The sequence below is a fragment of the Serratia sp. K1WW1 genome (assembly GCF_055790865.1).
Window position 1 is genome coordinate 4,096,950 of record NZ_CM147697.1, and the last position, 26,336, is coordinate 4,123,285.

A 26,336-nucleotide genomic window follows, 5' to 3' on the forward strand; every position below is an offset into this window, starting at 1 on the left:
TTACCCCGCAGAAGATGAGACAGTCAGCCGTTGCTGGCGCCAGGCGGTGAGGTAACATACCCAGCGTTCGAACAGCATGTCGGTAATGATCGCCAACAACGCCACTACCACCGCTCCCTGGATCACATACGCCGTATTGAAGCCACTCAGGCCAATAATGATCGGCGTTCCCAGCGTTTTGGTGCCCACCGTCGAGGCGATCGCCGCCGTGCCGATATTGATAATCACCGAAGTACGGATCCCCGCGACGATCACCGGGGCCGCCAACGGCAGCTCAACGCGCCACAAAATTTGCCAGCGGCTCATCCCCACCCCTTGAGCCACTTCACGCGTGCCCGCCGGAACCGACTCTATCCCGGTCAAGGTGCCTTGCAGGATCGGCAATAAACCATACAGCACCAGCGCAATAATCGCTGGCTGTTCACTAAAGCCCATTACCGGTACCGCCACCGCCAATACCGCAACCGGTGGAAAAGTCTGCCCAACGGCAACCACGGTTTCCACCAATGAGCGAAACTCCCTCCCGGCACCACGCGTCACCGCAATGCCAGCGGTTACGCCAATCATTACCGCAATCAGGCTCGATACGGCTACCAGCGATAAGTGCGCAACAACCAGCGAGAAGAAGCTGTCCTGCTGATACACTGGCCGCTCCAACTGCGGAAACCAAGCGGCAAACAGGCCGTGCAGATGGTTCATGCCGAAGACCAACGCCACCAGCAGTGCAAAAGTCCACGGCAGCGGATCGCGCCACCAGCGCCTGATGTTCATGATAGCGCCTTGTGTGTAATCAAATCGCTGAAATGCAACACGCCAAGCGCTTGCCCCTGTTCGTCAACCACCGGCAAACGTTCGCTGCCTCGGGCAACAAACACCGACAGCGCCTCACGCAGGCTCATCATGGCCTGGATGGGTTCCCCTTCCGCCTCGCCCGCCCGCACCCTTTCGGCTACCGTGCCCAACGCCAACAGCTTGATCCCCCTATCGCTGCGGCCAAAGAAGTCACGCACAAAATCATTCACCGGGTTGGTCAGCAACTCCAACGGAGTGCCCTGCTGCACCACTCGCCCCTGATCGAGCAGCACGATCCGATCGGCCAACCCTAGCGCCTCATCGATATCGTGCGTCACCAGTACGATGGTGCGGCCAGAAAGTTGATGAATGCGGGCTATCTCAGCCTGCAACGAGGCCCGGGTCACCGGATCTAGCGCACCAAAGGGTTCGTCCATCAGCAACACCTCAGGATCGGCGGCCAGCGCCCGTGCCACCCCAACCCGCTGTTGCTGTCCACCTGAAAGCTGATGTGGATAGCGGCGGCGGAACTGTTCCGGCTCCAGTTGCAGCAGCTCCATCAGCTCAGTCACCCGGTCGCGGATCCGTGTCCGTGGCCACTTCAGTAACTGCGGCACCGTGGCGATATTCTCTTCTACCGTCCAATGGGGGAACAGGCCGATCGACTGGATGGCATAGCCCATTCGGCGGCGCAAATCCTGCGGCTTGAACTTATGGATCTCCTCGCCGGCAAACCTGATCTTGCCTTGATCATGTTCGATCAGGCGGTTGATCATCTTCAAAGTGGTGGATTTGCCAGAGCCGGAAGTGCCGATCAGCACGGTAAACTCCCCTTCCGCCATGCTCAACGAGAGATCGTCCACCGCCGGTTTCCCCTGAAAAATCTTGCTTACCCGGTCAAAGTTAATCATCTGGCAGTCACTTCCAACATTGAAATTATGAATTTAAACAGCGAATCGACGATCACCGCCATGGCGATCACCGGGATCACCCCGAGCAGCACCAGATCCAGCGCGCTGCTGAGTAATCCTTGAAACACGATCGCGCCAAAACCCCCGGCACCAATCAGCGCTGCTACCACCGCCATTCCCACGGTTTGTACCGCCAGGATCCGCACGCCGGTCAGGAACAGTGGCATTGCCAGTGGCAGCTGTACGCCAAAGAAAATCTGCCCGCGCGTCATTCCCATGCCGCTGGCGGACTCAATCACGCTGGCGGGCACGCTTTGCAAACCAGCGACCACGCTGCGCACCAGCGGCAACAGGGCATAGAGCACCAATGCCACAATCGCCGGGGCCATGCCGATACCGCTGATGCCCAAGTTAGCCAGCCAAGGTAGCGCCGCCGCCAGCCCGGCCAACGGGGCGATTAACAGGCCAAACAGCGCAATGGAAGGTATGGTTTGGATGATATTCAGCGTAGAGAAGATCGGGCCCTGCCAGCGGGTTGAACGAAAACACAGTACGCCCAGCGGCACGCCAATCAGCAGAGCCGGTACCAAGGTAGCCAGCAAAATGGTCAAATGCTGTAGTAATGCAGCGTCAAATACCTCTTGCCGGTTGTGGTACTCCTTCAGCAGGGAAAGCTGGTCCAACTGATGGGTAAACAGCAGCAGCGCGGCAGGTAGCAGCACCAAGACGTTACCCAGAATGCGCCACAGGTGCGAGGGAGTGATCCGCGTCATGGCATCCGCGGCGATCAAGCCGCTCAATGCTGCCATTAGCGCACAGCCGCTGCTCCAGGAAGTGCGTGCCAACGGCGAGCCCTGCAATGCCAGTTGCTGCGCGGTAAAGCCGCTCAACCAAAAGATCATCGCCAATAGCACAGCGGCAACGCAGGCGGTCAGCCGCGCCCGATTGCGCGTGGGGGTCAACAGGCTGAGCACGGCCAACGCCAGTAATGGCAGCAGCAGCCACAGCGCTGGGCCATGCAACAGTGAAATCAGAGAGATACTCTTGCCAGACAGCAGGCGATTAGGGGCATAACTGAGGAACGGCAGGCCAAAGGCCGCAAGCAGCAGCAAAACAAACAGAGTCAGTAATACGCGGTTTTTCAAAAAAATAATCAAAATCACTCCCAGGGTCTTATCAGCCAGTTAAGCGCAGAATGCATAGCTACGCGTAATCTGGCGTCCCCTCACCCTAACCCTCTCCCACAGGGAGAGGGGACTGAACGTGCCACAAATGGGCTCCAGCACCTAACCCCAACGCCGCATGCGTTCCATCTCCTGCGGGGAGGGGATTAAACGTTTTAAAGATTGAATCCTGCCCAACATCAGCTCCCAAATGAAGAGAGGATTAACCATGCCACAGATTGAATCCCGCCCTCAATCGATGCTCCTTATCAGCCCCCTCTCCCTGTGGGAGAGGGGGCTGAACGTGCCACAAATGGGCTCCAGCACCTAACCCCAACGCCGCATCCGTTCCATCTCCTGCGGGGAGGGGATTAAACGTTTTAAAGATTGAATCCTGCTCAACATCAGCTCCCAAATGAAGAGAGGATTAACCATGCCACAGATTGAATCCCACCCTCAATCGATGCTCCGTATCAGCTCCCTCTCCCTGTGGGAGAGGGTTGGGGTGAGGGGCAATATCAGATTCAGTCGTCGAATCTAGGTTACTTAATCAACCCTTTCTGTTTCAGGTAATTGGCCGCCACCTGTTTGGCATCCTGGCCTTCTACGGCAATCTGCGCGTTCAACTGCTGTAAGGTTGGGCCGTCGAGCGTAGCGAATACCGGTTTGAGCAGTTCGGCGATATTGGCGTGCTGTTGCAGCGTTGCCTCACGAACAATCGGAGCCGGGGCATAAATTGGCTGTACGCCCTGGGGGTCTTCCAACGTTTGCAGACCCAGCGCGGCCACCGGGCCATCGGTCCCATACGCCATCGCCGCATTCACCCCAGAGGTTTGTTCCGCCGCCGCCTTGATGGTCACCGCCGTGTCACCGCCAGCCAGTGACAGCAACTGATCCTGATTAAGCTTGAAGCCATAAGCATTCTGGAAGGCCGGTAGCGCGTCCGGGCGTTCGATAAACTCTGCCGATGCCGCCAGTTTGAACTTACCACCGTCGTTGATCCACTTGGCCAGGTCTGCCAGGGTTTTCAGATGATTGGCCTGCGCCACGTCCTGGCGAACGGCGATCGTCCAGGTGTTGTTAGCCGGGGCGGCATCCAGCCAGACGATCTTGTTCTGGTCATAGTCGAGCTTTTTCACCTTCTCGAATCCGGCCTGAGCGTTTTTCCACGCCGGATCTTTTTCATCGGAGAAGAAGAAGGCACCGTTACCGGTGTATTCCGGGTAGATATCAATCTCGCCGGAAGTGATGGCACCACGTAATACCTTGGTGGTGCCCAATTGCAGTTTGTTGGTCGTTTTGATGCCGTTGGCTTCCAGCACCTGCACAATGATATTGCCAAGCAACGAGCCTTCGGTATCAATTTTAGAACCCACGCGTACCGTATCGGCCGCCTGTGCAACACCGCAGGCTCCCGCCAGAACGGTCAAAGCCAATGCCAAAAAACGTGCGCGTAATGGGGTAATAGCCATGCTTTATCCTCTTTGATGATGCTTTCCGGCTATTTCGCCAGATCGATTGGAAAATCCTGCGCGGTATGGGTCCAGCCTATCACATGCTGCTTCTCGACTCTCTCCTGTTCAAACGGGTGTACTTCAACGGCAATCGGTGTCACGGCATGATCGACAAACCAGTTGCCATAGCCCTGCACCACAAACCCCTGGCTGCGTTGCCGGTAGGCCTGCTGCTCTGCCAGATAGACTTTTCGCAGCCCATACCAAGGCAAACCGGGTAAATCATGATGCACTAAATGATAGTTCAGATTGAGAAACAGCAGCCGCCACGGCCAAGAGGCCTCATTAATAATAGAACGTGCCTGCGGAGCGTCCACCGCACGATGCTCATAAAACGAGCGGATCTTGGTCAGCCCCAGCGCCGGATAGCTTACCGCCAGCAGATAAAAGGCGGCAGAAATGCCCTGTGTTTGCAGCCAGGCAAGCAGAGCCACCAACAGTGCGCCGTGTACCAGCCACATCGTCAAGGTCCGAAGATCTCCGGCCAGTATCGCTTTCAGGGCATTCGCCAGCGTAAAGGCAATATCCCATGCAGGGCCAAGCGTGACCCGCCCAATCAGGGTGTTACGCACCTTGGCCAACAGAGGCAGCAAAACAGGAAACCGTTGCCACTGCGCCCGGCTAAAATAGTAACTTTCCGGATCTTCGGCAGGTTGAGTCAGATGATCGTCACGATGATGCTGAATATGGCTGTCGCGGTACAGCCCGTAGGGATACCACACCGCCAGGGGAAGCAGGCCGAACAGTTGGTTGAGCCGTGGCCAGCGAGTGGGATGGCCATGGATCAGCTCATGCTGCAACGAGAGATACCAGGTAGTCGCCAACGTCAGCAACGGTGCGCCCAGCCAGGGGCCGAGCTGCTGCCAGAAATGCACCACGCCGAACCAACTACCGTAAACCAGCAGCATAATGCCCCAGGTCGGTAGCTCCAGCCTCCAGACCCATTGCTGGTTAAGCTGTTGGATCCAGGCACGTTGTTCGCCGTGCAGATAGTGACTATGGGGTTTGTCTGAAGGCATTTTCCGGCTCGCTAAGGCTATTTTTCTCAGTATCAGCGAAGCGGATCGGCGCTCAAAATAACAAAAGTGGTAAAGCAAAGTTAAAAATCAGCAACTAAATGGGCGCACATGACGGCGCCCCACGAGATAGCACATCGGTTGAGGTTTCCCCCGCTAACAGAGTCAATCCCGATTGATATCCAGCCAGCGGCGCTGCTCGGCAGAGGCGGCAATCGCATCCAGCACGCAGGATACCTTCCAGCCTTCCTCAAAATCTGGCCACATCCGATCACCCGCGGCAATGCCATTGATCAGATCGCGGATCTCCACCGTTTTCTGATCGTTAAAGCCGATACCATGCCCGGCGCTGATGCAGAATGCGGCGTAATCCGGGTGTTTCGGCCCTACCATGATGGTTTTGAAGCCCTGCCGCTCGGCCGGTTCGTCATGACGATACAGTTTCAGTTCGGCCATGCGTTCCTGAGTGAAACTCAGGGTGCCCTTGGTGCCGGTCACCACATAGGTCAGGCCCATTTTGCGCCCGCAGGCAATACGTGAGGTTTCTATGGTGCCCATTGCGCCATTGGCAAAGCGCACCAGCGCGCTAGCCTGATCTTCGTTTTCGACTTGGCACATCTTGGCCGCGTTGTCCGGATCGGGCCGCTGTTTGATCAGGGTTTGCATATCGCCCGATACCGCGACGATATCGCCCACCAGATAATGCGCCATGTTCACGATGTGCGCCGCCAGATCGCCCAACGCCCCCAATCCAGCGGTGGCTTTGCGGCAGTGCCAGTCGATCGGCGTACGCGGGTCGGCCAGATAATCTTCATTATGCGTACCGTAAAAATGCACCACCTCACCAATTTCACCGTTGGCGATGATTTCCCGTGCCAACTGGCTGGTTGGGTTTTTCATATAGTTGAACCCAACCAGGGTTTTGACCCCTTTGGCCCGCGCGGCCTGCACCATCTCGGCGGCGTCTTGCGCATTCAGCGCCAGCGGCTTCTCGGAATAAACATGCTTGCCCTGTGCAATGGCCGCCAGGGCCATCTCTTTATGCAGGAAGTTCGGGGCACAGATATCCACCACGTCTATGGCGGGGTCGGCCACCAGTTCGCGCCAGTCACCGGTTGAACGAACGAAGCCAAACTCCGCCGCACGCTGGGCTGCCAGCTCGGGTGTGACCTCCGCCAACATCTCCAACACCAACCCCCCTTTCAGCGGGAACACCGTGCCAGCCTGTGCATAGGCGATAGCATGACAGCGGCCAATATAGCCGGTACCGATCAATCCAACGCGCACCTGTTTCATCGTTTTCTCCCTTACTTATTTTTTGGAAAATAAAAATCATTATGTATTTATATGAAATTTAAATTTCATTAACAAGCCGATAATCAACTTTGCCACGGATCCGTGACTGCCCTCATAAAACGCGGTGGATAAAGAACACAAGGTAAGCAAAATAGTGGGAAGGTACGGCTGGCATTAAGCTAAACCCAGCTGCTATCATAAAGCCGAGCGTGTGGCCTTGATGCCACACTTTCGCCCCCTCAACAGAAGACTCCTCATGCCGCCGAAAATCTTGCTCAGTGCCTGCCTGGCCGGTTTCAACGTACGTTATAACGCCTCCAGCAAAACCGTTATCGATACCACCTTACAGCAGTGGCAAAAGGAGGGACGATTAGTGGTGTGCTGCCCCGAATTGGCCGCAGGTTTCTCTACGCCGCGCCCACCAGCAGAGATTGCGGCCGCAGCTAATGGCGCTGAAGTGATAGCCAACCGGGCCAGAGTGATCGACGCACAAGGGAACGACGTCACCGACCTGTATCTGTTGGGTGCCCATCTGGCGCTGGATACCGCTCGCCTGCATGGCTGTCGTTTTGCCCTATTGAGCGATCGCAGCCCTTCCTGCGGGAGCCAGACCATTTACAACGGCGCATTCAACGGTCAAACCCAGCCCGGCAGCGGCGTCACCGCTGAGCTGCTACGCCAACATGGCATCGAAGTATTTTCCGAGCACCAGGTCGACACGTTGATCGAGCGTGTCCGGCTAGTCGAGCTGGGCCAGGCGATCCGCTAGCCGCTGACGCAGATGGGCAATGCCCTGCGGGTGCCGCACAAATTCATCCGCAGGCATCATTTGCCAGCGCTGCCCTTCATTACCAAAGCGTATCGCCGCAATCTGTGCGAGGGTGATTTCCCCCACCATAAACCAGGTGGGCGGCGAGCCAGGCTTGCTCCCGGCGTAACGCTGCTGCCAGACAATTTGCCGTGCGGGCAATAGAATACCGAACTCCTCCTCGGTTTCCCGTTGCACACATTGCACCGGGGTTTCATCCCCCTCACGTCCGCCGCCGGGCAAGTCCCAGCAGCCGGGCCAGGGGATCGCCGGGTTGTCATCACGCTGGTAAACCAGCACCTGGCCACCGTACAGCAAGGCGATTTTCGCCCCGCCAAAGTCTTGCTCAATCATCTGCCCCGCTCCCTTTCAAACCGCAGCATACCAATATGCAAGATCGTTGAGGTATAGTGAAAACCTTCTTTGTCCTGACAGGCGAACAATAATCATGAACTCTGCTTTTTTAGTGACCGCGCAATGGCTTGAGCAACATATCAACGATGAGAATCTGACGCTGGTTGACGTGCGTATGGCGCCTGTCGGCCAGGTGCCGAAGCAAGACATGTTAGCCGAATTTGAGCGGGGCCATATTCCCGGTGCGGTGTATTTCGATATTGACGACGTCGCGGATAAAAATACGGCGCTGCCGCATATGCTGCCCACGGCAGAAGCCTTTGCCGCCGCCGTAGGTAAACTGGGCATTAATGACCAACAGACCCTTGTTTTCTATGATGGAGGCAATCAGTTCTCTGCCCCACGCGGTTGGTGGACGTTCCGTAATTTCGGCGCGCAGAACGTATTCGTGCTTGATGAAGGTTTGCAGGGTTGGACATCACGCGGTAACGCCTTGGAAACCGGCACCGCACAGCCTACCCCCGCCACCTTCCGCGCGCACTTTAATGCCGAAGCGGTGGTGGATATGCAGCAGGTGGAACAGGCGATGAACGACCAGCGGCAGATCCTCGACGCCCGTGCCGCACCGCGTTTCTATGCCCAAGCCCCGGAACCGCGCCCTGGCCTGCACCGTGGCCATATTCCGGGCAGCATCAATATTCCCTATGGCGATCTGCTGGAGAACGGGCGTTTCAAATCACTCGAGGCGCTGAAAAAAACCTTCGATGAAAAAGGGGTCGATATCGACGCGCCCACCATCGTCAGCTGTGGCTCTGGGGTCACCGCCGCCGTGCTGGCCTTTGGCCTGCAATCACTGGGTGCCAAGCAGGTGAAACTCTATGACGGTGCCTGGAGCGAATGGGGTGCACTGAGCGGCAAGCAGCCGATCGCCGAAGATGAGTCAACTGGCCACTAACAGAGAGGCTATCGTGTTCACGATCCGTCAAGCGTTGCCCGCTGATTTAGCGACCGTGCGGGAAATCGGGATTGCCAGCTACCTCGCTCACTTTGCCGAACTTTGGCAAAACCAGCAGGAGTTGCAGGCGTTTCTGTCCAAGGATTTTGCAGAACAAGCGTTGGAGCCCTCATTGCAAGACCGCGATACCTGCTGGCTGCTTGCCTATGAGGGGGAGACGCCGGTAGGCTTTGCCAAGCTTAATTTCGACAGCCTGCAGGTAGCGACCGCAACCCTCGGGGCCGAGCTGCAGAAGATTTATTTCCTGCCGCAGTTTGCCGGACGCGGCTATGGGGAATTGCTATATGCCGAAGTACAGCGACGTGCCATTGAGAGGCAGCAACCAATCCTGTGGCTGGACGTGCTGAAAAGCAACGTGGCTGGCCAACGCTTTTATCAGCGCCAAGGCATGGCGATCGTGGGTGAGGAGAGCTATACCAGCGTCAGCCAATCCGTGGCCATGTGGGTGATGGCGAAAAACCTATAGCCACTTGGCGTTATGGGTAAAGGAGATGGTCAGCCATCGGTGCGGGCTATCTTCACCAATCGCGTCGGCTATCTGGTCACGGATTTTATCCAGCTTGTGTACGCCGCTGTGTTCCATCTCTGGCGGGATCACGATGTGGATCTCAATAAACAACCCACGGCCAACGCGGGTGGCGTAATTGGAATAATCCAGGAAGCCATACTCCAGCGTCAGCTGCGCCATAATAGATTCCACCTTGGCATCCAGGCTGTCCGGCGTCATCTGCAATACCTCCTGAATGGCAGATTTTACCGTTTTGATCGGCACCGGGATCAAGACCAGCGTCAACAGTGCCAGCGCGACAGGGTCGGCATAGACGTTGAGGTATTCATAACGGGTGCCTTCCATTAGCCAGGAAAGAATAAAAGCCACCAATAACGCCGAACTGATGCAGGCCGACATCAGCCAGCTTTTGTTATCCAGCGCGATCAGTTCCGACTTGACCTGCTTATTCAGCCTGCTCTGCTTAATATAGAGGGTAAAGCAGAACACGCTGACGGTAACGGCATAGACAATCGCCCAGCCCAATTCGAGTTCGCGCCCTCCGTCGGCAATGCCTTTGACAGCGTTCACAAAAGCATACAGGCACAGCAACGTCAGTAAACTGCCATTAAATGCCAGCACCAGCGGTTCGACATGCCAGAACCCATACTGAAAACGGCGGCTATGGGGTTGCCCCAGCAGGCGTGACACCAGCAGAGATAATGAACACATGCCCGCGTCCAACGCCGAGAACATGCCGTCAAACACGATCGACATGGAACCGCAGACAATCCCAAACACGATCCCGGCACTGGCAATAAACAGCGTGCAGAAAATCGACCTGCGCAGTATTTTTTGTTCTATTGCCGTGCTGGTTAACACCGGTGGCAACGTGGTGGGTGCTGTCGTCATAATTCTCTTATTTCAGTCGGAAAGTTCGGGCACGTTCTACCGCCAGGCGGCATCATACTGAGTATGATCGACAAATGCGGGGCTCACAAAAAAAAGCGCCCTCGATGAGGACGCCTGATGCCGTGATCCGCAGGATTATGCGCCGCGTATGCGCTGGGTTAGCCCTTTCAGGAAGTAGCGCAGCATCTGATCGCCACATGGGCGATAGTTTTTGGTGCCTTCTTTGCGGAACAGCGCGCTCAGCTCAGGCTTGGAGATACGGAATTCCACCGCGGTAAAAATCTGGTGCAGATCGACATCTTTCAGTTCAAACGCCACCCGCAGCTTTTTCAGCACCAGGTTGTTGGTGATCGGCAGCTCTACCGCCGGTGCCGGGAATTTATCGTCTTTGCCACGCTTGAAGAACACCAGGCCATTGAGGAAATGGGCCATCACTTCGTCGGGGCAGTTGGCAAAACCCGGCTCGCCTTCCTTGATCATGTAGGTCCCCATGGCTGCGACATCGACGTCAAAACCGTCCAGCTTGACGATCTCTACCATCTTCGCGTCATTAATAGCCAGCATGTAGCGCACGCTGCGCAGCACATCATTGTTAATCATGGAATAGCCTTTCGCTTGTCAATCAGGAGAGGCGTGCAGCGTTGCACACCTTGCATGGCGGCAGTATAGGGATCCGGCGGGGGTTTCTCAATGGAATTTCCACGGGCAAACCAGGGTTTACCCGCAGAGGTTAATGATTTTTCGGGTAAAGCGGAATTTCTTCGCCAACGATATATTTGTTACGCAGGATGGCGGAGATCTTGTCCATCAGCATCACGATCACCACCAGGATCAGGGTGATAAACATCACCACGTCCCAGTTCCACAGCCGCATGTTCTCGGCATAGACCAGGCCGATCCCCCCTGCCCCGACAAAACCGAGCACCGCCGCCGAACGGGTATTGGACTCAATCTGGTACAGGCTCAGCGCCAGGAAGGTCGGGAAGGATTGAGTGAAAATGCCATAACGGTGTTTTTGCAGCCCATTGGCACCCACCGCCGTCAGCCCACGGCTGGGGGATTTATCCACCGCTTCGTGGCCTTCGGCATACAGTTTGCCAAGCAGGCCGATATCCTGCATCACTATAGCCAGCACCCCGGCCAGCGGCCCCATACCAACGGCACGCACGAAAATCAGGCCCCAGATGGCCATATCGATGCCCCGCAGAATATCCAGCAGGCGGCGTACCAGCGTCGCAATTGGCCGTAGCACAGGCGAGGACATTACGTTGCGCGCGGCAAGAAACGACAGCGGTAAAGCGAGCAGCGTTGCCGTAATGGTGCCAGCAAACACGATCGCCAGGGTGATAAAGATCTGTTGGAAATAATAGCCAAACGGCCAGTTGGCAAAGTCGTGCCAGACAAACATACGCATAAAGTAGCGGCTAATCTGTTGGCAACCGTTGGCAAACTGCGGCCAGGAAATGCCAAATACCAGGAAGAAGAAGACGTAATACAACACAATCGCCACGGTAATCATGCCGAGGGTGCGCAGATAGCGCCCTTGGCGTGAGAAGATTTCCGGGTTCTGCTGCTTGAGCTGCTGCAAATTGGTGGCAGAGATCGGCTGAACGGACATTAGGCTTTCCCCTCGACAACGCGTTTACGTAATTCACCGGAGGCGTAATCCAGCAACGAAACCACCACGATAATCAGCAGCAGCGTCATGCTGACCTGATCGTAACGGTCGAGTTTGATATTGGTCATCAGTTCCTGACCTATTCCGCCTGCCCCTACCAGGCCGAGGATGGTCGACTGGCGGAAGTTGATTTCCAGCCGCATAAAGCTGTAGGACAGGAAGATCGGTTTGACCTGCGGCCACAGGCCGAAACGCATACGCTGTAACGGCGTAGCCCCACAGGCGGCCAGCCCGCGCACCGGCTTGTTGGAGGCGGTTTCGATCGATTCATAGAACAGCTTGGTCAGGCTGCCGATGGTGTGTAGCGCCAGCGCCATAAAACCGGGAATGGCACCGATGCCAAACGCCATCACAAACATCACCGCCCAGGCCAGCTCCGGCATGGTGCGCAAGAACGCCACCAGCGTACGAATGGCAAAGCGCAGCGTCGCCGGGCTGTGGGTATTATTGGCCGCCAGAAAGGCCAGCCCGCCCGCCACCAGCACGGAGAGGATGGTCGCCGCCAGCGCCAGCTGTAAAGTTTCCCAAATCAACGGTAATTGGATATGCAACCGGTAGCCCCAATAGGCGAAGGAGCCTTCGGTATGGCCGTCGGCGAACAGCAGCGGCCAGTGCAGTACCGGGATGGTTTCTGCCAGATAGTCAAAGAAATGGGGGATCGACACCCAGACGGTATGCAGGTTGAACTCGGCAATATTGCCTGCGCCAAGATAAAGCGCTACCAGCCCGAGCGACCAGAGCAAGGTTTCACGCTTCTGCTTACTGCGGATCCGTTGGTAGTAGTGTGCAAAGTCGGTATTCAAAATCGCTTTCCATCTTCTTGTAGTGGAGAGTATTGTCCCCTCACCCCAACCCTCTCCCACAGGGAGAGGGAGCTAGCTCGGTGCTGTAATCAGGAACAGAGCTCGATCTTTGGCCCTTTCCCACGCAACTCGATTAGAAGTTGAAGGAACAGGTTCAGATATGCCATTCCCCTCACCCCAACCCTCCCACAGGGAGAGGGAGCTAGCTCGGTGCTGTAATCAGGAACAGAGCTCGATCTTTGGCCCTTTCCCACGCAACTCGATTAGAAGTTGAAGGAGCAGGTTCAGATATGCCATTCCCCTCACCCCAACCCTCTCCCACAGGGAGAGGGAGCTAGCTCGGTGCTGTAATCAGGAACAGAGCTCGATCTTTGGCCCTTTCCCACGCAACTCGATTAGAAGTTGAAGGAACGGGTTCAGATATGCCATTCCCCTCACCCCAACCCTCCCACAGGGAGAGTGTAATGGTCTAGTAATATCGAACACCGATTAAGGTTTTTTTACGCCGCATGCCTCTCTTTGGCATGCGGCGTCTGGCCATCATTAAAGCTATGTACTCTTCGATGGTTGTAGTAATGCGTTATGTAGCTCAGGACATCTGCTTTGGCTTCGGCCACTGTCTCGTAACCATACTCCGGGATCCATTCTGACTTCAGGCTTCTGAAGAACCGCTCCATTGGCGCGTTATCCCAACAGTTACCACGCCGACTCATGCTTTGTTTTATCTGATATTGCTCTAACTTGTGCCTGTACGCTCGACTACTGTAATGGCTGCCCTGGTCTGAGTGGAACATCACTCCCGTAGGACATCCTCTTGATTCATAAGCTATACGTAGCGCATCCCCAGTCAGTACGCTATCCGGTGATAACGATAAAGACCAACCCACTACCTTTCTGGCATAGAGATCCAACACCACCGCCAGGTAAAGCCAGCATCGACCCGCCCAGATATAAGTCACATCCCCACACCAGACTGTATTCGGTCGTTCAACATTGAAGGCGCGCGTCAGGTGATTGGGGGCATACCTCGCTTCATCTGTCGCTAACCGGTAACTGTGTTTGCGTTGTTGTGTACTTCTCAGCCCGGCTTCTTTCATCAACCGACGAGCTTTATACCGGCCTACCACATGACCTTCAGCAGTGAGTGACGCTGACAATGTCCGAGCTCCTGCAGAGCCACGACTTTCTTTATGAAGCGCACACACGCGCTCTCGTTGAACTTTTCTCACCGTCTTCTCTGGAAGCCGTCGGTAGTAATAGCGGCTACGTGCAACACCAAAGAGAACACACAGTTCAACAACAGGATAACGCTCGCTCAATATCTTAATCATTTCAAGCGAGTGAACGATTCCGACATTAAGAGAGCGGTAGCCTCCTTTAAGATATTTTTCTCGCGTTCAATCCTACGGATTTGAGCTTCAAGTTCCTGAATGCGTTTTTGCTCAGAAGTCAGGGCTTTTCCGGTAGTTGGTGTTACTCCACCTCGTTCACTGGCGAGCTGGTGTACCCAGCGCTGCATAGCCGTACTGCCCACTCCCATTGCCTCACAGGCTTGTACAATTGAGTACCCCCTGTCGAGAACAAGGCTTGCAGCCTCACATTTGAATTCTGGAGAAAAAGTACGTCTGCCTTTCATTGGACACCTCTTTTGTATCAGGGAAGTTTATCACCCTTATTCGGTGTCCAAGATCATTAAGCCACATCAGTGCTGTAATCAGGAACAGAGCTCGATCTTTGGCCCTTTCCTACGCAACTCGATTAGAAGTTGAAGGAGCAGGTTCAGATATGCCATTCCCCTCTCCCCAACCCTCCCACAGGGAGAGGAAGCTAGCTCGGTGTTATGGGCAAGGACATGAAGCCAATCTGTAGCACGTCCAAGGTACAGGTTGAATACGGTAATTAATTTGTGGCTCGGTCAGTCCCCTCTCCCTTTGGGAGAGGGTTAGGGTGAGGGGTCGGGAACGAAGCCGCCTTAGCGATCGCCCTTGGTCAGCTCACGCTTCATATCGATAATGGTCTGATATTCCGCCAGCTTGACGTCGCCAATGTGCTGCTTGCCGCCCATCGCCTTGATAAAGCACTGATGGTTGTCGGTATCCAGCTTCTTGATGGCGGTAACCACCTTGGCTTTGAAATCCGCAGGCAGGGAGTTGCTCACCAGGATCGGGCCATTCGGGATCAGCGGCGACTGCCAGATAATGCGGATCTGCTTCATCAAATCCGGATGATCCATACGGATCATCCGGTTGAAGGCTCCGCTGGTATAGCCGGTGTTGTAATCGCCAATCATCGAGGCCCAGGTGACCGCACCTTCAAACTGGCCGTTCAACACGCCAAGCACGTCCTGCTCATGGCCACCGGAGAAGGTGACGCTGGAGAAGAAGTTGTTGTATTTATTATCCGGCGTGCCGCCAAACTGCTTCTTGAACACCTGGTTTGGCACCAGGAAACCGGAGGTCGAATCCGGATCCGCAAAGCCGAAGGATTTCCCTTTCAGGTCTTCCAGCTTTTTGTAAGGGCTGTCGGCTTTCACCACCACCACCGAGTGATAACCGCGTGACTGATCGGTATCATCCACCGCGATCCCCACCAGATCGACCGCTTTGGGATCTTTGATATACACCGAAGCAAACGACGAAGGCGACATGCTCAACACCAGATCGATCTTGCCCCCGAGCAGGCCCTGGATCACGCCAGAGTAGTCGGAAGAGTTACGCAGCTTGGTGTCTACGTTCAGCTCTTTATCGAGAAAATCTTTCACACACTGGTTATCGCCAATCTGTTGGGTGGCGTTCTGCCCACCCAGGATCCCCAGGTTCAACTCTTTCGGCGCATCCGCTGCACCTGCATTAAATACCATCATTACGCCGGCCATCATGGTGGTCAGTGTGAATACTTTTTTCATTGCGCATGCCCTGTGTGTAAAAGTGACGTTCAAGTGATTAATGGATCTGATTGGCTTCTTCGCCATACAGCTGCTGCAAAATACGATCGTTAAGCTGCGACGGGTGGCCGTCGAAAATGATTTTGCCCTGGGCGATGCCAATCACCCGGGTGCAGTATTCCCTCACCAGTTCGACCGAGTGCAGGTTGACCATCACCGCGATATCGTTTTCGCTGACTTTCTGTAGCGCATCCATAATGCGGCGGGTGTTTTTCGGATCGAGGGAGGCGACCGGCTCATCGGCCAGCAGAATTTTGGGATTTTGCATCAGCGCACGGCAGATGGCGACGCGCTGCATTTGGCCGCCGGACAGGTTCTCGGCACGTTGCAGCGCATGCGGCAGCATATTTAGCCATTGCAGCAGCTCGATAGCCCGCGCACGGTCAGCATCGTCGAACACTTTGAAGAAGGATTTCAGCGTCGAGGTGTGGCTGAGGCGGCCAAGCAGCACGTTGGTGATCACATCCAACCGGGGAACCAGGCAAAAATCCTGGAAGATCATGCCACAGCGGGCGCGCCACTGGCGCATCTGGCGGGCCGAGAGTTGTGCGATATCCTGTGCCACCCCATCGTCCGCAAAATGCAGCATCTCGCCGCAGCTGGAAGGGATGGTGCCGTTAAGCGTATGCAGCAGGGTAGATTTACCGGCCCCGGAGCGGCCGATCACCGCCACAAACTCCCCGGCGTGCAGATCAAAATTGATGTCGTCGAGGACGCGTTGCTGAGATTGGTAAGCCTTGCCCAGGCCTTTGACCGCTAATACCTTGCGTAGAGGGAACGGTTGCTGCCCTGGATAGTCGGTCGGTGCCAGTTTTAACAGTGCCTGCGCCATATGATTTCTCTGATTTCAGTGGCTAATCTTATGGGCACCTATTAACGAATAACTGTATGACACGCAGATGATGATTTTATGGCCGGGAAATGACGTTCAACGCCATTTCCCATGGTGGGTAGGATTAAGATAAGTGGACGGAGGTTTTATCAGCGCTCTATTTCACCCAATGCCGCTCGCATCCCTTGGTCAAGAATAGCTTGCAGATCGGTGGTCACGGCAGCGGTAAGCCCAGGAACGGCGTTGAGATTTTGTCCCCAGTGCGCCTCATCCGCCAGCACGTTTTCTACCAACGCCGCGAGCGTCATATCCCGGTGCTGAACCGCAACCCACAGGGTTTCAAACCGCACTAGCCAATGGGCATCATCCTGCAACGCATAGCTGCCCGCCTGCCGCTCGCCACGATAAAAGGCCAGTAACGCCGCCAAAGCAAAGGTCAACCGTTTCGGCAGCGCGGCATTTTTCTGTTGGCCTGCCAGCAGCTGCGGCAAAATACGCGTGCGGAATTTGGTCATGCCGTTCAGCGCAATCGACAGCAGCTGGTGCTGAATAAACGGGTTACGGAAACGGTTCTGTACCGCTTCGGCAAATGGCCGTAACTCTTCCTGCGGCAGATCGAGCACCGGCATAATTTCTTCGGCAATGGTGCGTGCCACATAGCCGCCGATCTGCTCGTCGCTCATGGCCTCGCCCACGGTATTCAAACCGGCCAGGAATGCCACCGGCACCAGTGCCGTATGCGCCCCGTTGAGGATCGCTACCTTGCGTTCTTTATAAGGTTTGATGTCATCGACGATGTGGACGTTCAGATCCAACTTATCCAGATGCAGCTCTTGCGCCAGCCACTGCGGGCCCTGGATCACAAACAGATAGAAATGTTCCGCCGTGTCGAGGAAGCTATCTTGATACCCCAACTGCTGTTGCCACTGTTCTACTTCATCACGTGGGTAGCCAGTGACGATACGATCGACCAGCGTTGAACAGAAGGTGTTGCAATCGTTCAGCCAATCGGTGAATGCCTGCGGTAACTGCCATTGCTGCGCATAGCGCAATACGTACTCTTTCAGCGCTTCGCCGTTGTAATCGATCAGCTCACACGGCAGCAATACCCAGCCCTTGTCTTTGGCTCCGTCAAAATGGCTGAAACGCTCAAACAGCAGCCGCGTCAGCTTGGCCGGGAAGCTGGCCGCCGGAGCGTCGGTAAACTTATCGTCCGGTAAATAACTGATCCCCGCTTCGGTGGTGTTGGAGAACACGAAGCGGATCGCCGGATCCCGTGCCAAGGCCAAATAACTGTCGTACTGTTGGTAAACGTTGATTTCCCGGTTGACCGAACGGATCAGGCGCGGCTCGCAAACCGCTTCCCCCTGCTCATTCAGCCCACGGATAATGGTGGTGTACAAGCCATCCTGAGTATTGAGCGAAGGCGGCTGCTGGCTGTCAATTGGCCGCACCACCACCACGCCGGCATTCAGCCCGGTATGCTGGTTTAGCAGGTCGATTTGCCAATCGACAAAGGCGCGCAGGAAATTACCTTCACCGAATTGGATAATGCGGTCGGGATACTGCGCGCCAGGAAATTCACTGCGATTGAGTTGTTTCATTATTGCTCCTTGCATCCGGTGATCTCCCAGGTCGTAAAATAATATCGGCAAGACCTGGGGGAGTAATCGAGTTAGTTAAAATGAATCACGCCTTTAATCAGCTGTTTATTATTAATCACTTCCGCTTCATAAATATCTGCCAACGTGGCAAATTCAAATTGATGGGAAAGCATCATCCCGGCCGTTATTTTTCCGGCAGCCATTAAGCGCCCAACTTTGATAAAGTCTTCTTTGGTCGCATTGCGGCTCCCCATCATGGTGGTTTCCTTTTTATGGAATTCCGGATCGGAGAACTGCAAATCGCCTTTGAACAGGCCGACAAAGGTAATGCTGCCACCATGGCGGATCAGGTTGACGCTATGGTTCATCGCATGCTGATTGCCGGTGGCATCAATGATTTTTGCCGCCAGCATGCCAGAGAATTGAGCTCTTAAAGCCGCGTCAAAACCGGCGTCCGACGGATCTAGTGTGGTCAGCCCAAGCATGTTTTCCACATGGGCACGTCGCTCTGCGCTGGTATCGGCCACGATCACGGTTGCCCCGTCCGCCTTGGCGATAGCCGCAACCCCCAGGCCAATCGGCCCAGCCCCTACCACCAATAGATGATCGCCCTGTTCGATGGCCGCTCGGCGCACGGCATGAGCACTGATAGAGAACGGTTCAATCAGCGCCGCCGCTTGGGGCTCCACATCATCCACGGCCAGCAGGTTGCTCACCGGCACGCTTAAAAACTCGCTAAAACCGCCGTCTTGATGTACGCCAATCACCGAGATATTTTCACAGCAATTGGGCCTGCCGCTGGTGCATGCCCCGCAGTGATGACAGGAAACATAAGGGATCACCGCCACACGCTGCCCGACGCGCAATTCACTAACCTGGACACCGATGCTGACAACCTCACCACATATTTCATGCCCCAGCACCCGCGGGTAGCTGAAGAACGGTTGCTGACCAGACCAGGCGTGGATATCGGTACCGCAAATGCCTACCGTCAGTATTTTGAGTACGGCCTCATCTGGCGCAGGTTGTGGCACCGGCCTCTGTTGGTAAACCAGCCGGGTCGGCTCCAGGCAAACTAGCGTATTCATTGTGGTCATGATCCCTCCTCCTGTGATGTGGAGCTGTTATCCCGCAAAAAGAACAAGTGTATTGCACTGATGAAGAGAATTTGTGAGTCAGCACAAATTAAACCGGTTTAAATGGGTTTTAAATGCTTAAAAAACATCTAAACCTACAGAGGGATCCCATGAGCAGAACGCAAAACCTCCGCCAGAACGTGGTTAATCAGATGATCGACGGCATCATCAAGGGCCATATCCGCTCACCGCTGCCTTCCCAGGCGGGGCTGGCGGAAATGTATAACATCAGCCGCACCACCGTGCGCCACACGCTGACGCACCTCCATCAACGTGGGGTTCTGGAGAAGGTCAATGATGATTATGTGATTGTGCGCTTACCGCTGGCGGAAGACGGCTTTGAATGTATAAGCCATTCGCTGGACGAGCAAGGCAAGCTGTTTGAGAAAGCGTTCTATCAGATGATTAACCAAAAGCAGCTGCGCGCGGGGGATTCATTCACCGAGTTGCAACTTTCACGCGCGGTTAACGTCAGCCCAGTGGTGGTGCGGGAATTCCTGCTGCGCTTCAGCCGCTTTGACCTTATCGACAACGTGCGCCGCGGCCAATGGAGCATGAAAAAGTTTGATTTGAACTATGCCGAGCAACTATTTGAGCTACGGCAAATGCTGGAAACCCACGCGCTGTCACGCTTTATCAACCTGCCCGCACAGGATAGCCGCTGGTTGCAGGCCAAGGAGTTGTTGAACCGCCATCGCGAGTTGCGCGACACCATCAGCGACAATTATCGGCTGTTCTCTCAGCTGGATCGTGACTTCCATACCCTGATCCTGTCGGCCGCCAACAATCCGTTTTTCAATCAGTCGCTGGAAATCATATCGGTGATTTTTCACTTCCATTATCAATGGGATGAAACCGACCTGAAGCAAAGAAATATTATTGCAATTGAAGAACATATGGCCATTTTAAGCGCCCTGATCTGCCGCAGCGATCAGGAGGCCGCCCGTGAGCTGCACCGCCATCTTGATACTGCCAAACAGTCGATGATCCGTTCCATCAAACAGGACGCCTGCTGATTTTTATTGATAAAAAACCGATTAAAAACAGCAAAATCGTAACCGTCGCACGGAACCGGTTAAAAAAGACACCATAAAACATTTTCGCCGCCTAGGCTCACTGCCGAAAGACATACCGTTGTTAACACCGAACCAGGGCTATGCCCCGGAAGAATAACTATTATTAATACGGAATATAGAGGCGAGTGATGGAAAAGATAACCACCGTGAGCACTGGAAAAAAACCGGCGGACAGTTATTCAGATAGCATTAATCCTATACCTAAAGGCGGCATAGCGGAGCGCTCTGCAAGAATTAAAAAAATCCAGACTACGGCAATGATCCTGTTATTTTTTGCTGCCGTGATTAATTTTCTCGATCGCAGTTCGCTGTCCGTCGCCAACTCCACCATTCGTGAAGAAATGGGGTTGAGCGGTACCGAGATCGGCCTGCTACTTTCCGCCTTTTCGCTGGCCTATGGGATTGCTCAATTACCCTGTGGACCGCTGCTGGATCGCAAAGGCCCGCGTATCATGCTGGGTCTGGGGATGTTTATCTGGTCTGCGTTCCAGACGATGTCGGGCATGATCCACAACTTTACCCAGTTTATCTGGGTGCGTATCGGCCTGGGGATCGGCGAAGCGCCAATGAACCCTTGCGGCGTGAAAGTCATCAACGATTGGTTCAACATCAAAGATCGCGGCATGCCGATGGGGATCTTTAACTCGGCCTCCACCATCGGGTTAGCCATCAGCCCACCAATCCTCACCGCCATGATGCTAGTGTTAGGCTGGCGCGGGATGTTCATCACCATTGGTTTACTTGGCATTGCCTTGTCCATTGGTTGGTACATGCTATATCGCAACCGTGAAGACATCAAACTCACCGAGCAGGAGCAAAGCTATCTCAACGCCGGTAGCGTCAGCGCGCGCCGTGAACCGATGAACTTCAAGGAATGGCGTTCGCTGTTCAAGAACCGCACCATGTGGGGGATGATGATCGGCTTTAGCGGCATCAACTACACCGCCTGGCTGTATCTGGCCTGGCTGCCGGGCTACCTGCAGACCACTTACCATCTGGATTTGAAAAGTACCGGTATGCTGGCGGCAATCCCGTTCCTGTTTGGTGCGGCGGGCATGCTGTCAAACGGCTTTGTCACCGACTTCCTGGTACGCCGAGGCATGGCTCCGCTCAAGAGCCGTAAAATCTGTATCGTTGCCGGTATGCTGCTTTCCGCAGGCTTTACCTCCGTCGTGGCACAGGCCACCACCACCACCAGCGCGGTGGCATTAATCAGTATGGCGCTGTTCTGTATCCACTTTGCCGGCACCTCCTGCTGGGGGCTGATCCACGTGGCGGTCACGTCCCGTATGACCGCCTCGGTGGGCAGCATTCAAAACTTTGCCAGCTTTGTGTTCGCTTCGTTTGCCCCGGTGATCACCGGCTGGATCCTGGATACCACCAACTCATTCAGCCTGGCACTGACCATTTGTTCCTGCGTTACCCTGATCGGGGCGCTGTCTTACGTGTTTATCGTCAAACACCCGATCACCGACAGCGCGGCTTGATCGTCAGACTATCCCTCTCCAACCGGAGAGGGATAGTCAATCCAAGGCAAAAAAATCCAGACCCAGAGCAGACTTGACCTGTGCCAAGGTGCCCTGGGTCACCTGATTGGCCCGCTGGCTGCCCTCTTTCAGAATGCGCATCAGCTCGCCCTTGTCGGCGCTATACTCGGCCCGCCGGGTGCGGATAGGCTCCAGCAGGGTTTGCAGGCAATCCTCCAACAACCGTTTAATCTTCACATCCCCCAACCCACCCTGACGATAGTGATCCTTCAGCTGTGCCACCAGCGCGGCATCCTCGCAAAACGCGTCCAGATAGGTGAACACCATATTGCCTTCCACCTGGCCGGGATCGCTGACGTTCAGGTGGTTGGGATCGGTAAACATGCTCATTACCGCCTTGTGCACTTCATCAGCGCTGGCCCCCAGCATGATGGTATTGCCGCGTGATTTCGACATCTTGCCCTGCCCGTCCAGCCCCGGCAGCCTTCCTACGCGGCTCAGCAACGGCTGGCACTCCACCAGCACCTCGCGATCGACGATACGGTTAAAGCGCCGGACAATCTCGTTGGTCTGCTCCAGCATCGGCAACTGATCTTCGCCGACCGGCACGTGAGTCGCCCCAAAAGCGGTGATATCCGCCGCCTGGCTGACCGGGTAAATCAGGAATCCGGCAGGCAGGCTGCGTGAAAAGTCTTTCTCGATGATTTCACTTTTCACAGTTGGGTTACGTTCCAGCCGGGCGACGGTGACCAGATTCAGGTAATACATCGTCAGTTCTGCCAGCGCCGGGAGCGCCGATTGCAGGCACAGCGTAGTCTTGGCAGGATCGATCCCCACCGCCAGATAATCGGCCACCACGTTTAGCACGTTGGCACTGATTTTTTGCGGATTGCTGCCGTTATCGGTCAACCCTTGCAGATCGGCCACCATTACCGTTTGCTGATGATGATGCTGTAGCTCAACGCGCTGGCGCAGTGAACCGACGTAATGACCCAAATGCAGTGAACCGGTGGCGCGATCGCCAGTCAGAATGGTGTAACTCATAGCCTTGCTCCTGGAAGTAAACAGACCGCCGGATCAACGCTATAAAAATGCCGCCAAAACCGGCGGCATTAAAAAAGAGGGATGAATACCCGTGCCGCCCTTAGAAAAGGCGCCACCAGCTAAAACAAGATGTGAACTGCGGGAAGATATTCATTCGGCTACGGTACACCCCGCTCAGAACCGCGTCAAGGGCGACATCTGGCTCAGAAACTCACTTCGGCTGTAGGCACGGCGCGGATCGCCACACCAAAACTTTCGATACTCGACAAGGTGGCATTATGGTGAGTACGGATCTGTAGCCCACTGGCGTGGGGTTTGTCATGGCTGGTATGTGCATCTGCCGCCAGCACCACCGGGTAACCCAGGCCAGCGGCCCGGCGGGTGGTGGTATCGACGCAGTATTCCGTGGAATAGCCGCAGATCACCAACTGTGTCACCCCTTCAGCAATCAGCAGCTTGCCAAGATTGGTACGTAAAAAGGAGTCTGGCGTGGTTTTATCAACCCGATGATCCCCCGGTTTTACCTGTAATCCCTGATGGATCTGCCAGGCTGCGCTGCCTGCTGATAGCTCTTCATGAGCTGTCTGATGCTGAATAAAAATCACCGGCACACCAGCCTGTCTAGCACGTTCACTCAGTTGATTAATCCGCGTGAGGACCTGTTCTGCCTCTGCTGGCGGGGGATTAAACAAGCCCTGCTGCACATCGATAACTAACAACGCTGACTTCATAGCTGGCTCCAAAAGCGATCGTTAAATAGACAGTACCCCACCCTCGTTAAACGAGAGGCTGGCGTGGACGGAAGATATGGTCAACGCCCTGTTCACGCAGCCTGGTTACCAAATCGTGGCCACCGTTGGGCGTGGCCTGCGCCAATTCCCGCTCGGTGGCAAACACCGGGCTGGCCCAGAAAATATTCACCGTATCACCGTATTGTTTAGGCAATACCAAGTGCTCACTATAGGGATAAAATGACGAAGAGAGTACATAGCCTTCATAGCCCTGCGGAGCCACCGCCGACGCCAGCGTATGCCCTTCGCCAAACCAGGTGATGTTCGCCCAGGGTACATGGGCAAATCCCGCTAACGCGCTGGCCATCTGCACCGCGTTCTCTTCGGTCATATACTGCCCATCAATGGCGATTGCCATCTCCATTCGGCGGAACCTGGCGGCATCGTCGTTGAACAAAATCTCTACCCACGGCATCGGCCGGATGCTGGCCCCCATGGTCAGGAAATAGTAAACCCCGTCGCGCTCATGCTGGGTGATGGCCATCGGCGGCCATTTCCCCTGATCGATAGCGTAATACTTCACCGAAGGGCCAAAGTGTTGTTCGTACTGTGCCTGGAACTCACTCTGCATTTTTGGCCAGGGATTCCCCTCTTCCCGCTGCCAGCTACGCCAGAACTGCCGGGTATTTTCCGCCAGCGCATATTGCGTATTGGTAGATGCGGAGCCGAGCGGGTAGGCCAATGGGTTCTCTTTGATGCAGCTGGCGGAATAGCAGACCGAGTGATCGATATATAAACTCCAGCCGGGGATCACCGCTAGCAGTTGCCCGTGATACCACAGGGCAGCCCCGTCGTCGCTTTCCGTCCAGATCACCATCAGCCCTGCGGGATCCAATGGCGCTTCGCCTTCCAGATTACGGCAATACTCGGCCGCCAACATCGGGGGAAGACCGGCTTCCATAGCGGCGCGATCTTCCTGCTGCGGAGCCGTAGCCAGGTTGCGCAGCCAGCAGGCGCGCACCTGAAAACGTTCACTGTACTCTTCCGTTGGGTAGATATAAAAATAGGCGGCCCGGCTATCTTGCTGAACCACCGCGACCAGCGTTTGATTCTCGTTATTCACTTCAGCAAGTACGTTTGACTCGTTCATATCACCTCAAGGGGGTTGCTGGCGCACAAATAGGCTGTACGCTAAAAATAGAATATTTCTCTGGGCCAGTGTAGAACGCATCATCAATCGGGATCACGGGCAATAGTCTCAAAAGTGGCAGCGCTGGCTAACATTGCGCTGATACGCTCTTATTCATGCGCCGCATAGCCCGATGGTAAGAGCCATTACGCACCGAAGCGCGCAGCACCCGTCCAACGCCGCCAACGCCAATACGCACGCACCGCCGCCGGGTCGCCCCAGGGGCGAATCCCAACTGTTGCTGTGCCCAATCCGGCAATAGATCGATCCCTGCCTGCATCACCAATGCACCGAATGGCCGCGCCAGTGTGCTGGGAGCCGGGGCCGCCAGCAGAATGCTTGCCACTTCCAGCGTGCGTTCATCGCAGACCAACTGCGGGCGCATCTGTTGCAGATAATCGTCAACCGCCGCACAGGATTTTGGGACATCGCGCGCGCCCAAGGCTTCCGCGACGCGAGCCGCTTCACGGTAATAGGCATCCTGTTGAGCAAGAGACAGATGCGGATTGCGGTAACGCAGGTGCGAGGCCAGGAAACGACTGCTTTCGGCGACATGGACCCAGGTGAGCAGATGCGGATCGCTGGCAGCATAAGGCTGTCCGTTATTGTCGGTGCCGTTGACCTGTAAATGGATAGCTTTGACTTTGGCGATCAGGCGTTGCGCCTCTGCACTGGGGCCAAACGTGGTGACAGAGATAAACTGGCTGGTACGACGCAGGCGGCCCAGCATATCCTCGCGGAAGTTGGAATGATCCCACACGCCCGCCAAGGCCAACGGGTGCAGCATCTGCAACAGCAGCGCACTGACGCCGCCACAAAGCATGGAGGTAAAGTCACCATGCACTTGCCAGGTGACCGACTGCGGGCCAAACAGCCCCGGATCGCCAGCCGGATTTTCAAAATCAATCCCGCCGAGTGCCAGCCCGGTCAGGCTGAGCACCTGTTTCTCTATCGCTGCGCGTATCACTTCCATCCCCCTGTCCACGGCCTATGGCGCAGTTTATCATAGTGAGGGGCTGAGACTGCTCAACTCGCCAGGTGGATAGCTTAACGAACAATGACAATAGATTGAGAATTTCGATGATAACGATAAGAACACGCGTGGCTACAGATAACGCGCAGCTGGTAGAAATCTGGCAGCGTTCGGTGCGCGCCACCCATCACTTCCTGGCCGAAGAGGATATTGCGCGCCTGTATCCGCTGATCCTCAACGACTATCTCCCGGCGGTCAGCGTCTGGGTTGCCGAAGATGTTGCCGGGCAGCTATGCGGTTTTATCGGCCTGGATGGCAACAAAGTGGAAATGCTGTTTATTGATGCCGATCGGCGTGGCGAAGGTATTGGCAAGGCCCTGCTGGCTGAGGTTGAGCCCATGCATCAGGAACTGCTGCTGGACGTCAACGAGCAGAATCCGCAGGCATTGGCGTTTTATCAGCATTACGGTTTTGTGGTGACGGGCCGCAGCGAGCTGGATGGCCAAGGCAAGCCTTTCCCATTACTGCATATGATGCGGGCAACGCGGTAAAAACTGGCCCCTTTCCCGCA

General features: G+C 55.3%; 26 protein-coding genes. 6 read left to right on the top strand and 20 right to left on the bottom strand.

Features of this window, described 5'->3' with window-relative positions; all coding sequences use genetic code 11:
- From ACX9GU_RS18495 to ACX9GU_RS18520, 6 genes are all read right to left on the bottom strand, one after another.
- Entirely contained in the window at positions 1 to 771 is a 771-nt protein-coding gene (locus ACX9GU_RS18495) for an ABC transporter permease (protein ID WP_473192494.1), read from the bottom strand.
- Positions 768 to 1,703: an ABC transporter ATP-binding protein gene (locus ACX9GU_RS18500; protein WP_473192495.1), complete on the bottom strand. Its 936-nt coding sequence runs from the start codon at positions 1,701 to 1,703 to the stop codon at positions 768 to 770. Before ACX9GU_RS18500 ends, ACX9GU_RS18495 begins: the two co-directional genes overlap by 4 nt.
- Complete coding sequence (locus ACX9GU_RS18505) at positions 1,700 to 2,854, bottom strand: ABC transporter permease (RefSeq protein WP_473195214.1); 1,155 nt, start codon at positions 2,852 to 2,854, stop codon at positions 1,700 to 1,702. The genes ACX9GU_RS18500 and ACX9GU_RS18505 overlap by 4 nt, the downstream gene beginning before the upstream one ends.
- 554 nt (positions 2,855 to 3,408) lie before the next feature.
- Complete coding sequence (gene osmF / locus ACX9GU_RS18510; protein ID WP_473192496.1) at positions 3,409 to 4,338, bottom strand: glycine betaine ABC transporter substrate-binding protein OsmF; 930 nt, start codon at positions 4,336 to 4,338, stop codon at positions 3,409 to 3,411.
- A 29-nt stretch (positions 4,339 to 4,367) separates the two neighbouring features.
- Entirely contained in the window at positions 4,368 to 5,399 is a 1,032-nt protein-coding gene (locus tag ACX9GU_RS18515; RefSeq protein ID WP_473192497.1) for a fatty acid desaturase, read from the bottom strand.
- A 162-nt stretch (positions 5,400 to 5,561) separates the two neighbouring features.
- Positions 5,562 to 6,692 carry a Gfo/Idh/MocA family protein gene (locus ACX9GU_RS18520; protein ID WP_473192498.1) on the bottom strand — a complete coding sequence of 377 codons (1,131 nt, stop codon included), beginning with the start codon at positions 6,690 to 6,692 and terminating at the stop codon, positions 5,562 to 5,564.
- A gap of 256 nt (positions 6,693 to 6,948) precedes the next feature.
- On the opposite strand from ACX9GU_RS18520, the gene ACX9GU_RS18525 reads away from it, so the two are divergent.
- A complete protein-coding gene (locus ACX9GU_RS18525; protein WP_473192499.1) occupies positions 6,949 to 7,461 on the top strand; it encodes a 2-thiouracil desulfurase family protein in 513 nt (170 codons plus the stop codon).
- On the opposite strand, the gene ACX9GU_RS18530 is transcribed toward ACX9GU_RS18525, so the two are convergent.
- On the bottom strand, positions 7,432 to 7,854 hold the full coding sequence (locus ACX9GU_RS18530; RefSeq protein WP_473192500.1) for an NUDIX hydrolase: 423 nt from the start codon (positions 7,852 to 7,854) through the stop codon (positions 7,432 to 7,434). The two genes, ACX9GU_RS18525 and ACX9GU_RS18530, sit on opposite strands and share 30 nt — an antisense overlap.
- 94 nt (positions 7,855 to 7,948) lie before the next feature.
- Here ACX9GU_RS18530 and sseA point away from each other — a divergent pair, with 94 nt between their 5' ends.
- Both sseA and ACX9GU_RS18540 read left to right on the top strand, forming a co-directional pair.
- Positions 7,949 to 8,809, top strand: a complete 861-nt coding sequence (sseA, locus tag ACX9GU_RS18535; RefSeq protein ID WP_473192501.1) for a 3-mercaptopyruvate sulfurtransferase — start codon at positions 7,949 to 7,951, stop codon at positions 8,807 to 8,809.
- 13 nt (positions 8,810 to 8,822) lie between these two features.
- Complete coding sequence (locus ACX9GU_RS18540; protein ID WP_473192502.1) at positions 8,823 to 9,335, top strand: GNAT family N-acetyltransferase; 513 nt, start codon at positions 8,823 to 8,825, stop codon at positions 9,333 to 9,335.
- Here the strand turns inward: ACX9GU_RS18540 and ACX9GU_RS18545 are convergent.
- The 9 genes from ACX9GU_RS18545 to ACX9GU_RS18585 form a co-directional block, all read right to left on the bottom strand.
- Positions 9,330 to 10,268, bottom strand: a complete 939-nt coding sequence (locus tag ACX9GU_RS18545; protein WP_473192503.1) for a cation diffusion facilitator family transporter — start codon at positions 10,266 to 10,268, stop codon at positions 9,330 to 9,332. The two genes, ACX9GU_RS18540 and ACX9GU_RS18545, sit on opposite strands and share 6 nt — an antisense overlap.
- Positions 10,269 to 10,403: 135 nt before the next feature.
- Positions 10,404 to 10,868 (bottom strand): YehS family protein, encoded by a 465-nt coding sequence (locus ACX9GU_RS18550; RefSeq protein WP_021180467.1) that lies wholly within the window; start codon positions 10,866 to 10,868, stop codon positions 10,404 to 10,406.
- A gap of 130 nt (positions 10,869 to 10,998) precedes the next feature.
- Positions 10,999 to 11,886 (bottom strand): phosphonate ABC transporter, permease protein PhnE, encoded by an 888-nt coding sequence (phnE, locus tag ACX9GU_RS18555; RefSeq protein ID WP_202670800.1) that lies wholly within the window; start codon positions 11,884 to 11,886, stop codon positions 10,999 to 11,001.
- A complete protein-coding gene (gene phnE / locus ACX9GU_RS18560) occupies positions 11,886 to 12,749 on the bottom strand; it encodes a phosphonate ABC transporter, permease protein PhnE (RefSeq protein ID WP_024486430.1) in 864 nt (287 codons plus the stop codon). The genes phnE (ACX9GU_RS18555) and phnE (ACX9GU_RS18560) overlap by 1 nt, the downstream gene beginning before the upstream one ends.
- A gap of 500 nt (positions 12,750 to 13,249) precedes the next feature.
- A protein-coding gene (locus ACX9GU_RS18565; RefSeq protein ID WP_473192504.1) for an IS3 family transposase occupies positions 13,250 to 14,385 on the bottom strand; the annotation gives its coding sequence in 2 pieces (ribosomal slippage) (positions 13,250 to 14,124 and positions 14,124 to 14,385; 1,137 coding nt in all).
- 336 nt (positions 14,386 to 14,721) lie between these two features.
- Positions 14,722 to 15,654: a phosphonate ABC transporter substrate-binding protein gene (gene phnD, locus ACX9GU_RS18570; protein WP_422528055.1), complete on the bottom strand. Its 933-nt coding sequence runs from the start codon at positions 15,652 to 15,654 to the stop codon at positions 14,722 to 14,724.
- Positions 15,655 to 15,691: 37 nt separating this feature from the next.
- Positions 15,692 to 16,525, bottom strand: a complete 834-nt coding sequence (phnC, locus tag ACX9GU_RS18575; RefSeq protein ID WP_473192505.1) for a phosphonate ABC transporter ATP-binding protein — start codon at positions 16,523 to 16,525, stop codon at positions 15,692 to 15,694.
- A gap of 149 nt (positions 16,526 to 16,674) precedes the next feature.
- Positions 16,675 to 18,129: a tagaturonate reductase gene (locus ACX9GU_RS18580; protein ID WP_473192506.1), complete on the bottom strand. Its 1,455-nt coding sequence runs from the start codon at positions 18,127 to 18,129 to the stop codon at positions 16,675 to 16,677.
- A gap of 71 nt (positions 18,130 to 18,200) precedes the next feature.
- Positions 18,201 to 19,226 carry a zinc-binding alcohol dehydrogenase family protein gene (locus ACX9GU_RS18585; RefSeq protein ID WP_473192507.1) on the bottom strand — a complete coding sequence of 342 codons (1,026 nt, stop codon included), beginning with the start codon at positions 19,224 to 19,226 and terminating at the stop codon, positions 18,201 to 18,203.
- 149 nt (positions 19,227 to 19,375) lie between these two features.
- Between ACX9GU_RS18585 and ACX9GU_RS18590 the strand changes: the two genes are divergently transcribed.
- Both ACX9GU_RS18590 and ACX9GU_RS18595 read left to right on the top strand, forming a co-directional pair.
- On the top strand, positions 19,376 to 20,281 hold the full coding sequence (locus ACX9GU_RS18590; protein ID WP_473192508.1) for a GntR family transcriptional regulator: 906 nt from the start codon (positions 19,376 to 19,378) through the stop codon (positions 20,279 to 20,281).
- 317 nt (positions 20,282 to 20,598) lie between these two features.
- Positions 20,599 to 21,828 (top strand): MFS transporter, encoded by a 1,230-nt coding sequence (locus ACX9GU_RS18595; protein ID WP_438272322.1) that lies wholly within the window; start codon positions 20,599 to 20,601, stop codon positions 21,826 to 21,828.
- A gap of 36 nt (positions 21,829 to 21,864) precedes the next feature.
- Here the strand turns inward: ACX9GU_RS18595 and trpS are convergent, their stop codons facing one another.
- The 4 genes from trpS to ACX9GU_RS18615 all read right to left on the bottom strand — a co-directional run bounded on the left by trpS (position 21,865) and on the right by ACX9GU_RS18615 (position 25,765).
- On the bottom strand, positions 21,865 to 22,872 hold the full coding sequence (gene trpS / locus ACX9GU_RS18600) for a tryptophan--tRNA ligase (protein ID WP_021180458.1): 1,008 nt from the start codon (positions 22,870 to 22,872) through the stop codon (positions 21,865 to 21,867).
- Positions 22,873 to 23,075: 203 nt separating this feature from the next.
- The gene (locus ACX9GU_RS18605; RefSeq protein ID WP_418348955.1) at positions 23,076 to 23,603 is read right to left on the bottom strand and encodes a cysteine hydrolase family protein; all 528 of its coding nucleotides are present in this window, start codon (positions 23,601 to 23,603) and stop codon (positions 23,076 to 23,078) included.
- A gap of 46 nt (positions 23,604 to 23,649) precedes the next feature.
- A complete protein-coding gene (locus tag ACX9GU_RS18610; RefSeq protein ID WP_473192509.1) occupies positions 23,650 to 24,753 on the bottom strand; it encodes a suppressor of fused domain protein in 1,104 nt (367 codons plus the stop codon).
- 127 nt (positions 24,754 to 24,880) lie between these two features.
- Positions 24,881 to 25,765, bottom strand: a complete 885-nt coding sequence (locus ACX9GU_RS18615; protein WP_473192510.1) for an oxygenase MpaB family protein — start codon at positions 25,763 to 25,765, stop codon at positions 24,881 to 24,883.
- Between the two features lie 107 nt (positions 25,766 to 25,872).
- Here ACX9GU_RS18615 and ACX9GU_RS18620 point away from each other — a divergent pair, with 107 nt between their 5' ends.
- Entirely contained in the window at positions 25,873 to 26,316 is a 444-nt protein-coding gene (locus ACX9GU_RS18620) for an acetyltransferase (protein WP_473192511.1), read from the top strand.
- The last annotated feature ends 20 nt before the right edge of the window (positions 26,317 to 26,336 follow it).

Bases quoted from the DNA above. Each gene is read 5' to 3' on its own strand.
- trpS (WP_021180458.1), bottom strand. From the start codon at position 22,872: ATGAGTTACACCATTCTGACTGGCGATCGCGCCACCGGTTCACTGCAT.
- ACX9GU_RS18545 (WP_473192503.1), bottom strand. From the start codon at position 10,268: ATGACGACAGCACCCACCACGTTGCCACCGGTGTTAACCAGCACGGCA.
- ACX9GU_RS18590 (WP_473192508.1), top strand. From the start codon at position 19,376: ATGAGCAGAACGCAAAACCTCCGCCAGAACGTGGTTAATCAGATGATC.
- ACX9GU_RS18615 (WP_473192510.1), bottom strand. From the start codon at position 25,765: ATGGAAGTGATACGCGCAGCGATAGAGAAACAGGTGCTCAGCCTGACC.
- ACX9GU_RS18595 (WP_438272322.1), top strand. From the start codon at position 20,599: ATGATCCTGTTATTTTTTGCTGCCGTGATTAATTTTCTCGATCGCAGT.
- ACX9GU_RS18495 (WP_473192494.1), bottom strand. From the start codon at position 771: ATGAACATCAGGCGCTGGTGGCGCGATCCGCTGCCGTGGACTTTTGCA.
- phnD (WP_422528055.1), bottom strand. From the start codon at position 15,654: ATGAAAAAAGTATTCACACTGACCACCATGATGGCCGGCGTAATGATG.
- ACX9GU_RS18525 (WP_473192499.1), top strand. From the start codon at position 6,949: ATGCCGCCGAAAATCTTGCTCAGTGCCTGCCTGGCCGGTTTCAACGTA.
- ACX9GU_RS18500 (WP_473192495.1), bottom strand. From the start codon at position 1,703: ATGATTAACTTTGACCGGGTAAGCAAGATTTTTCAGGGGAAACCGGCG.
- sseA (WP_473192501.1), top strand. From the start codon at position 7,949: ATGAACTCTGCTTTTTTAGTGACCGCGCAATGGCTTGAGCAACATATC.
- ACX9GU_RS18580 (WP_473192506.1), bottom strand. From the start codon at position 18,129: ATGAAACAACTCAATCGCAGTGAATTTCCTGGCGCGCAGTATCCCGAC.
- ACX9GU_RS18610 (WP_473192509.1), bottom strand. From the start codon at position 24,753: ATGAACGAGTCAAACGTACTTGCTGAAGTGAATAACGAGAATCAAACG.
- ACX9GU_RS18520 (WP_473192498.1), bottom strand. From the start codon at position 6,692: ATGAAACAGGTGCGCGTTGGATTGATCGGTACCGGCTATATTGGCCGC.
- osmF (WP_473192496.1), bottom strand. From the start codon at position 4,338: ATGGCTATTACCCCATTACGCGCACGTTTTTTGGCATTGGCTTTGACC.
- phnE (WP_202670800.1), bottom strand. From the start codon at position 11,886: ATGTCCGTTCAGCCGATCTCTGCCACCAATTTGCAGCAGCTCAAGCAG.
- ACX9GU_RS18605 (WP_418348955.1), bottom strand. From the start codon at position 23,603: ATGAAGTCAGCGTTGTTAGTTATCGATGTGCAGCAGGGCTTGTTTAAT.
- ACX9GU_RS18620 (WP_473192511.1), top strand. From the start codon at position 25,873: ATGATAACGATAAGAACACGCGTGGCTACAGATAACGCGCAGCTGGTA.
- ACX9GU_RS18585 (WP_473192507.1), bottom strand. From the start codon at position 19,226: ATGACCACAATGAATACGCTAGTTTGCCTGGAGCCGACCCGGCTGGTT.
- ACX9GU_RS18530 (WP_473192500.1), bottom strand. From the start codon at position 7,854: ATGATTGAGCAAGACTTTGGCGGGGCGAAAATCGCCTTGCTGTACGGT.
- ACX9GU_RS18550 (WP_021180467.1), bottom strand. From the start codon at position 10,868: ATGATTAACAATGATGTGCTGCGCAGCGTGCGCTACATGCTGGCTATT.
- phnC (WP_473192505.1), bottom strand. From the start codon at position 16,525: ATGGCGCAGGCACTGTTAAAACTGGCACCGACCGACTATCCAGGGCAG.
- ACX9GU_RS18515 (WP_473192497.1), bottom strand. From the start codon at position 5,399: ATGCCTTCAGACAAACCCCATAGTCACTATCTGCACGGCGAACAACGT.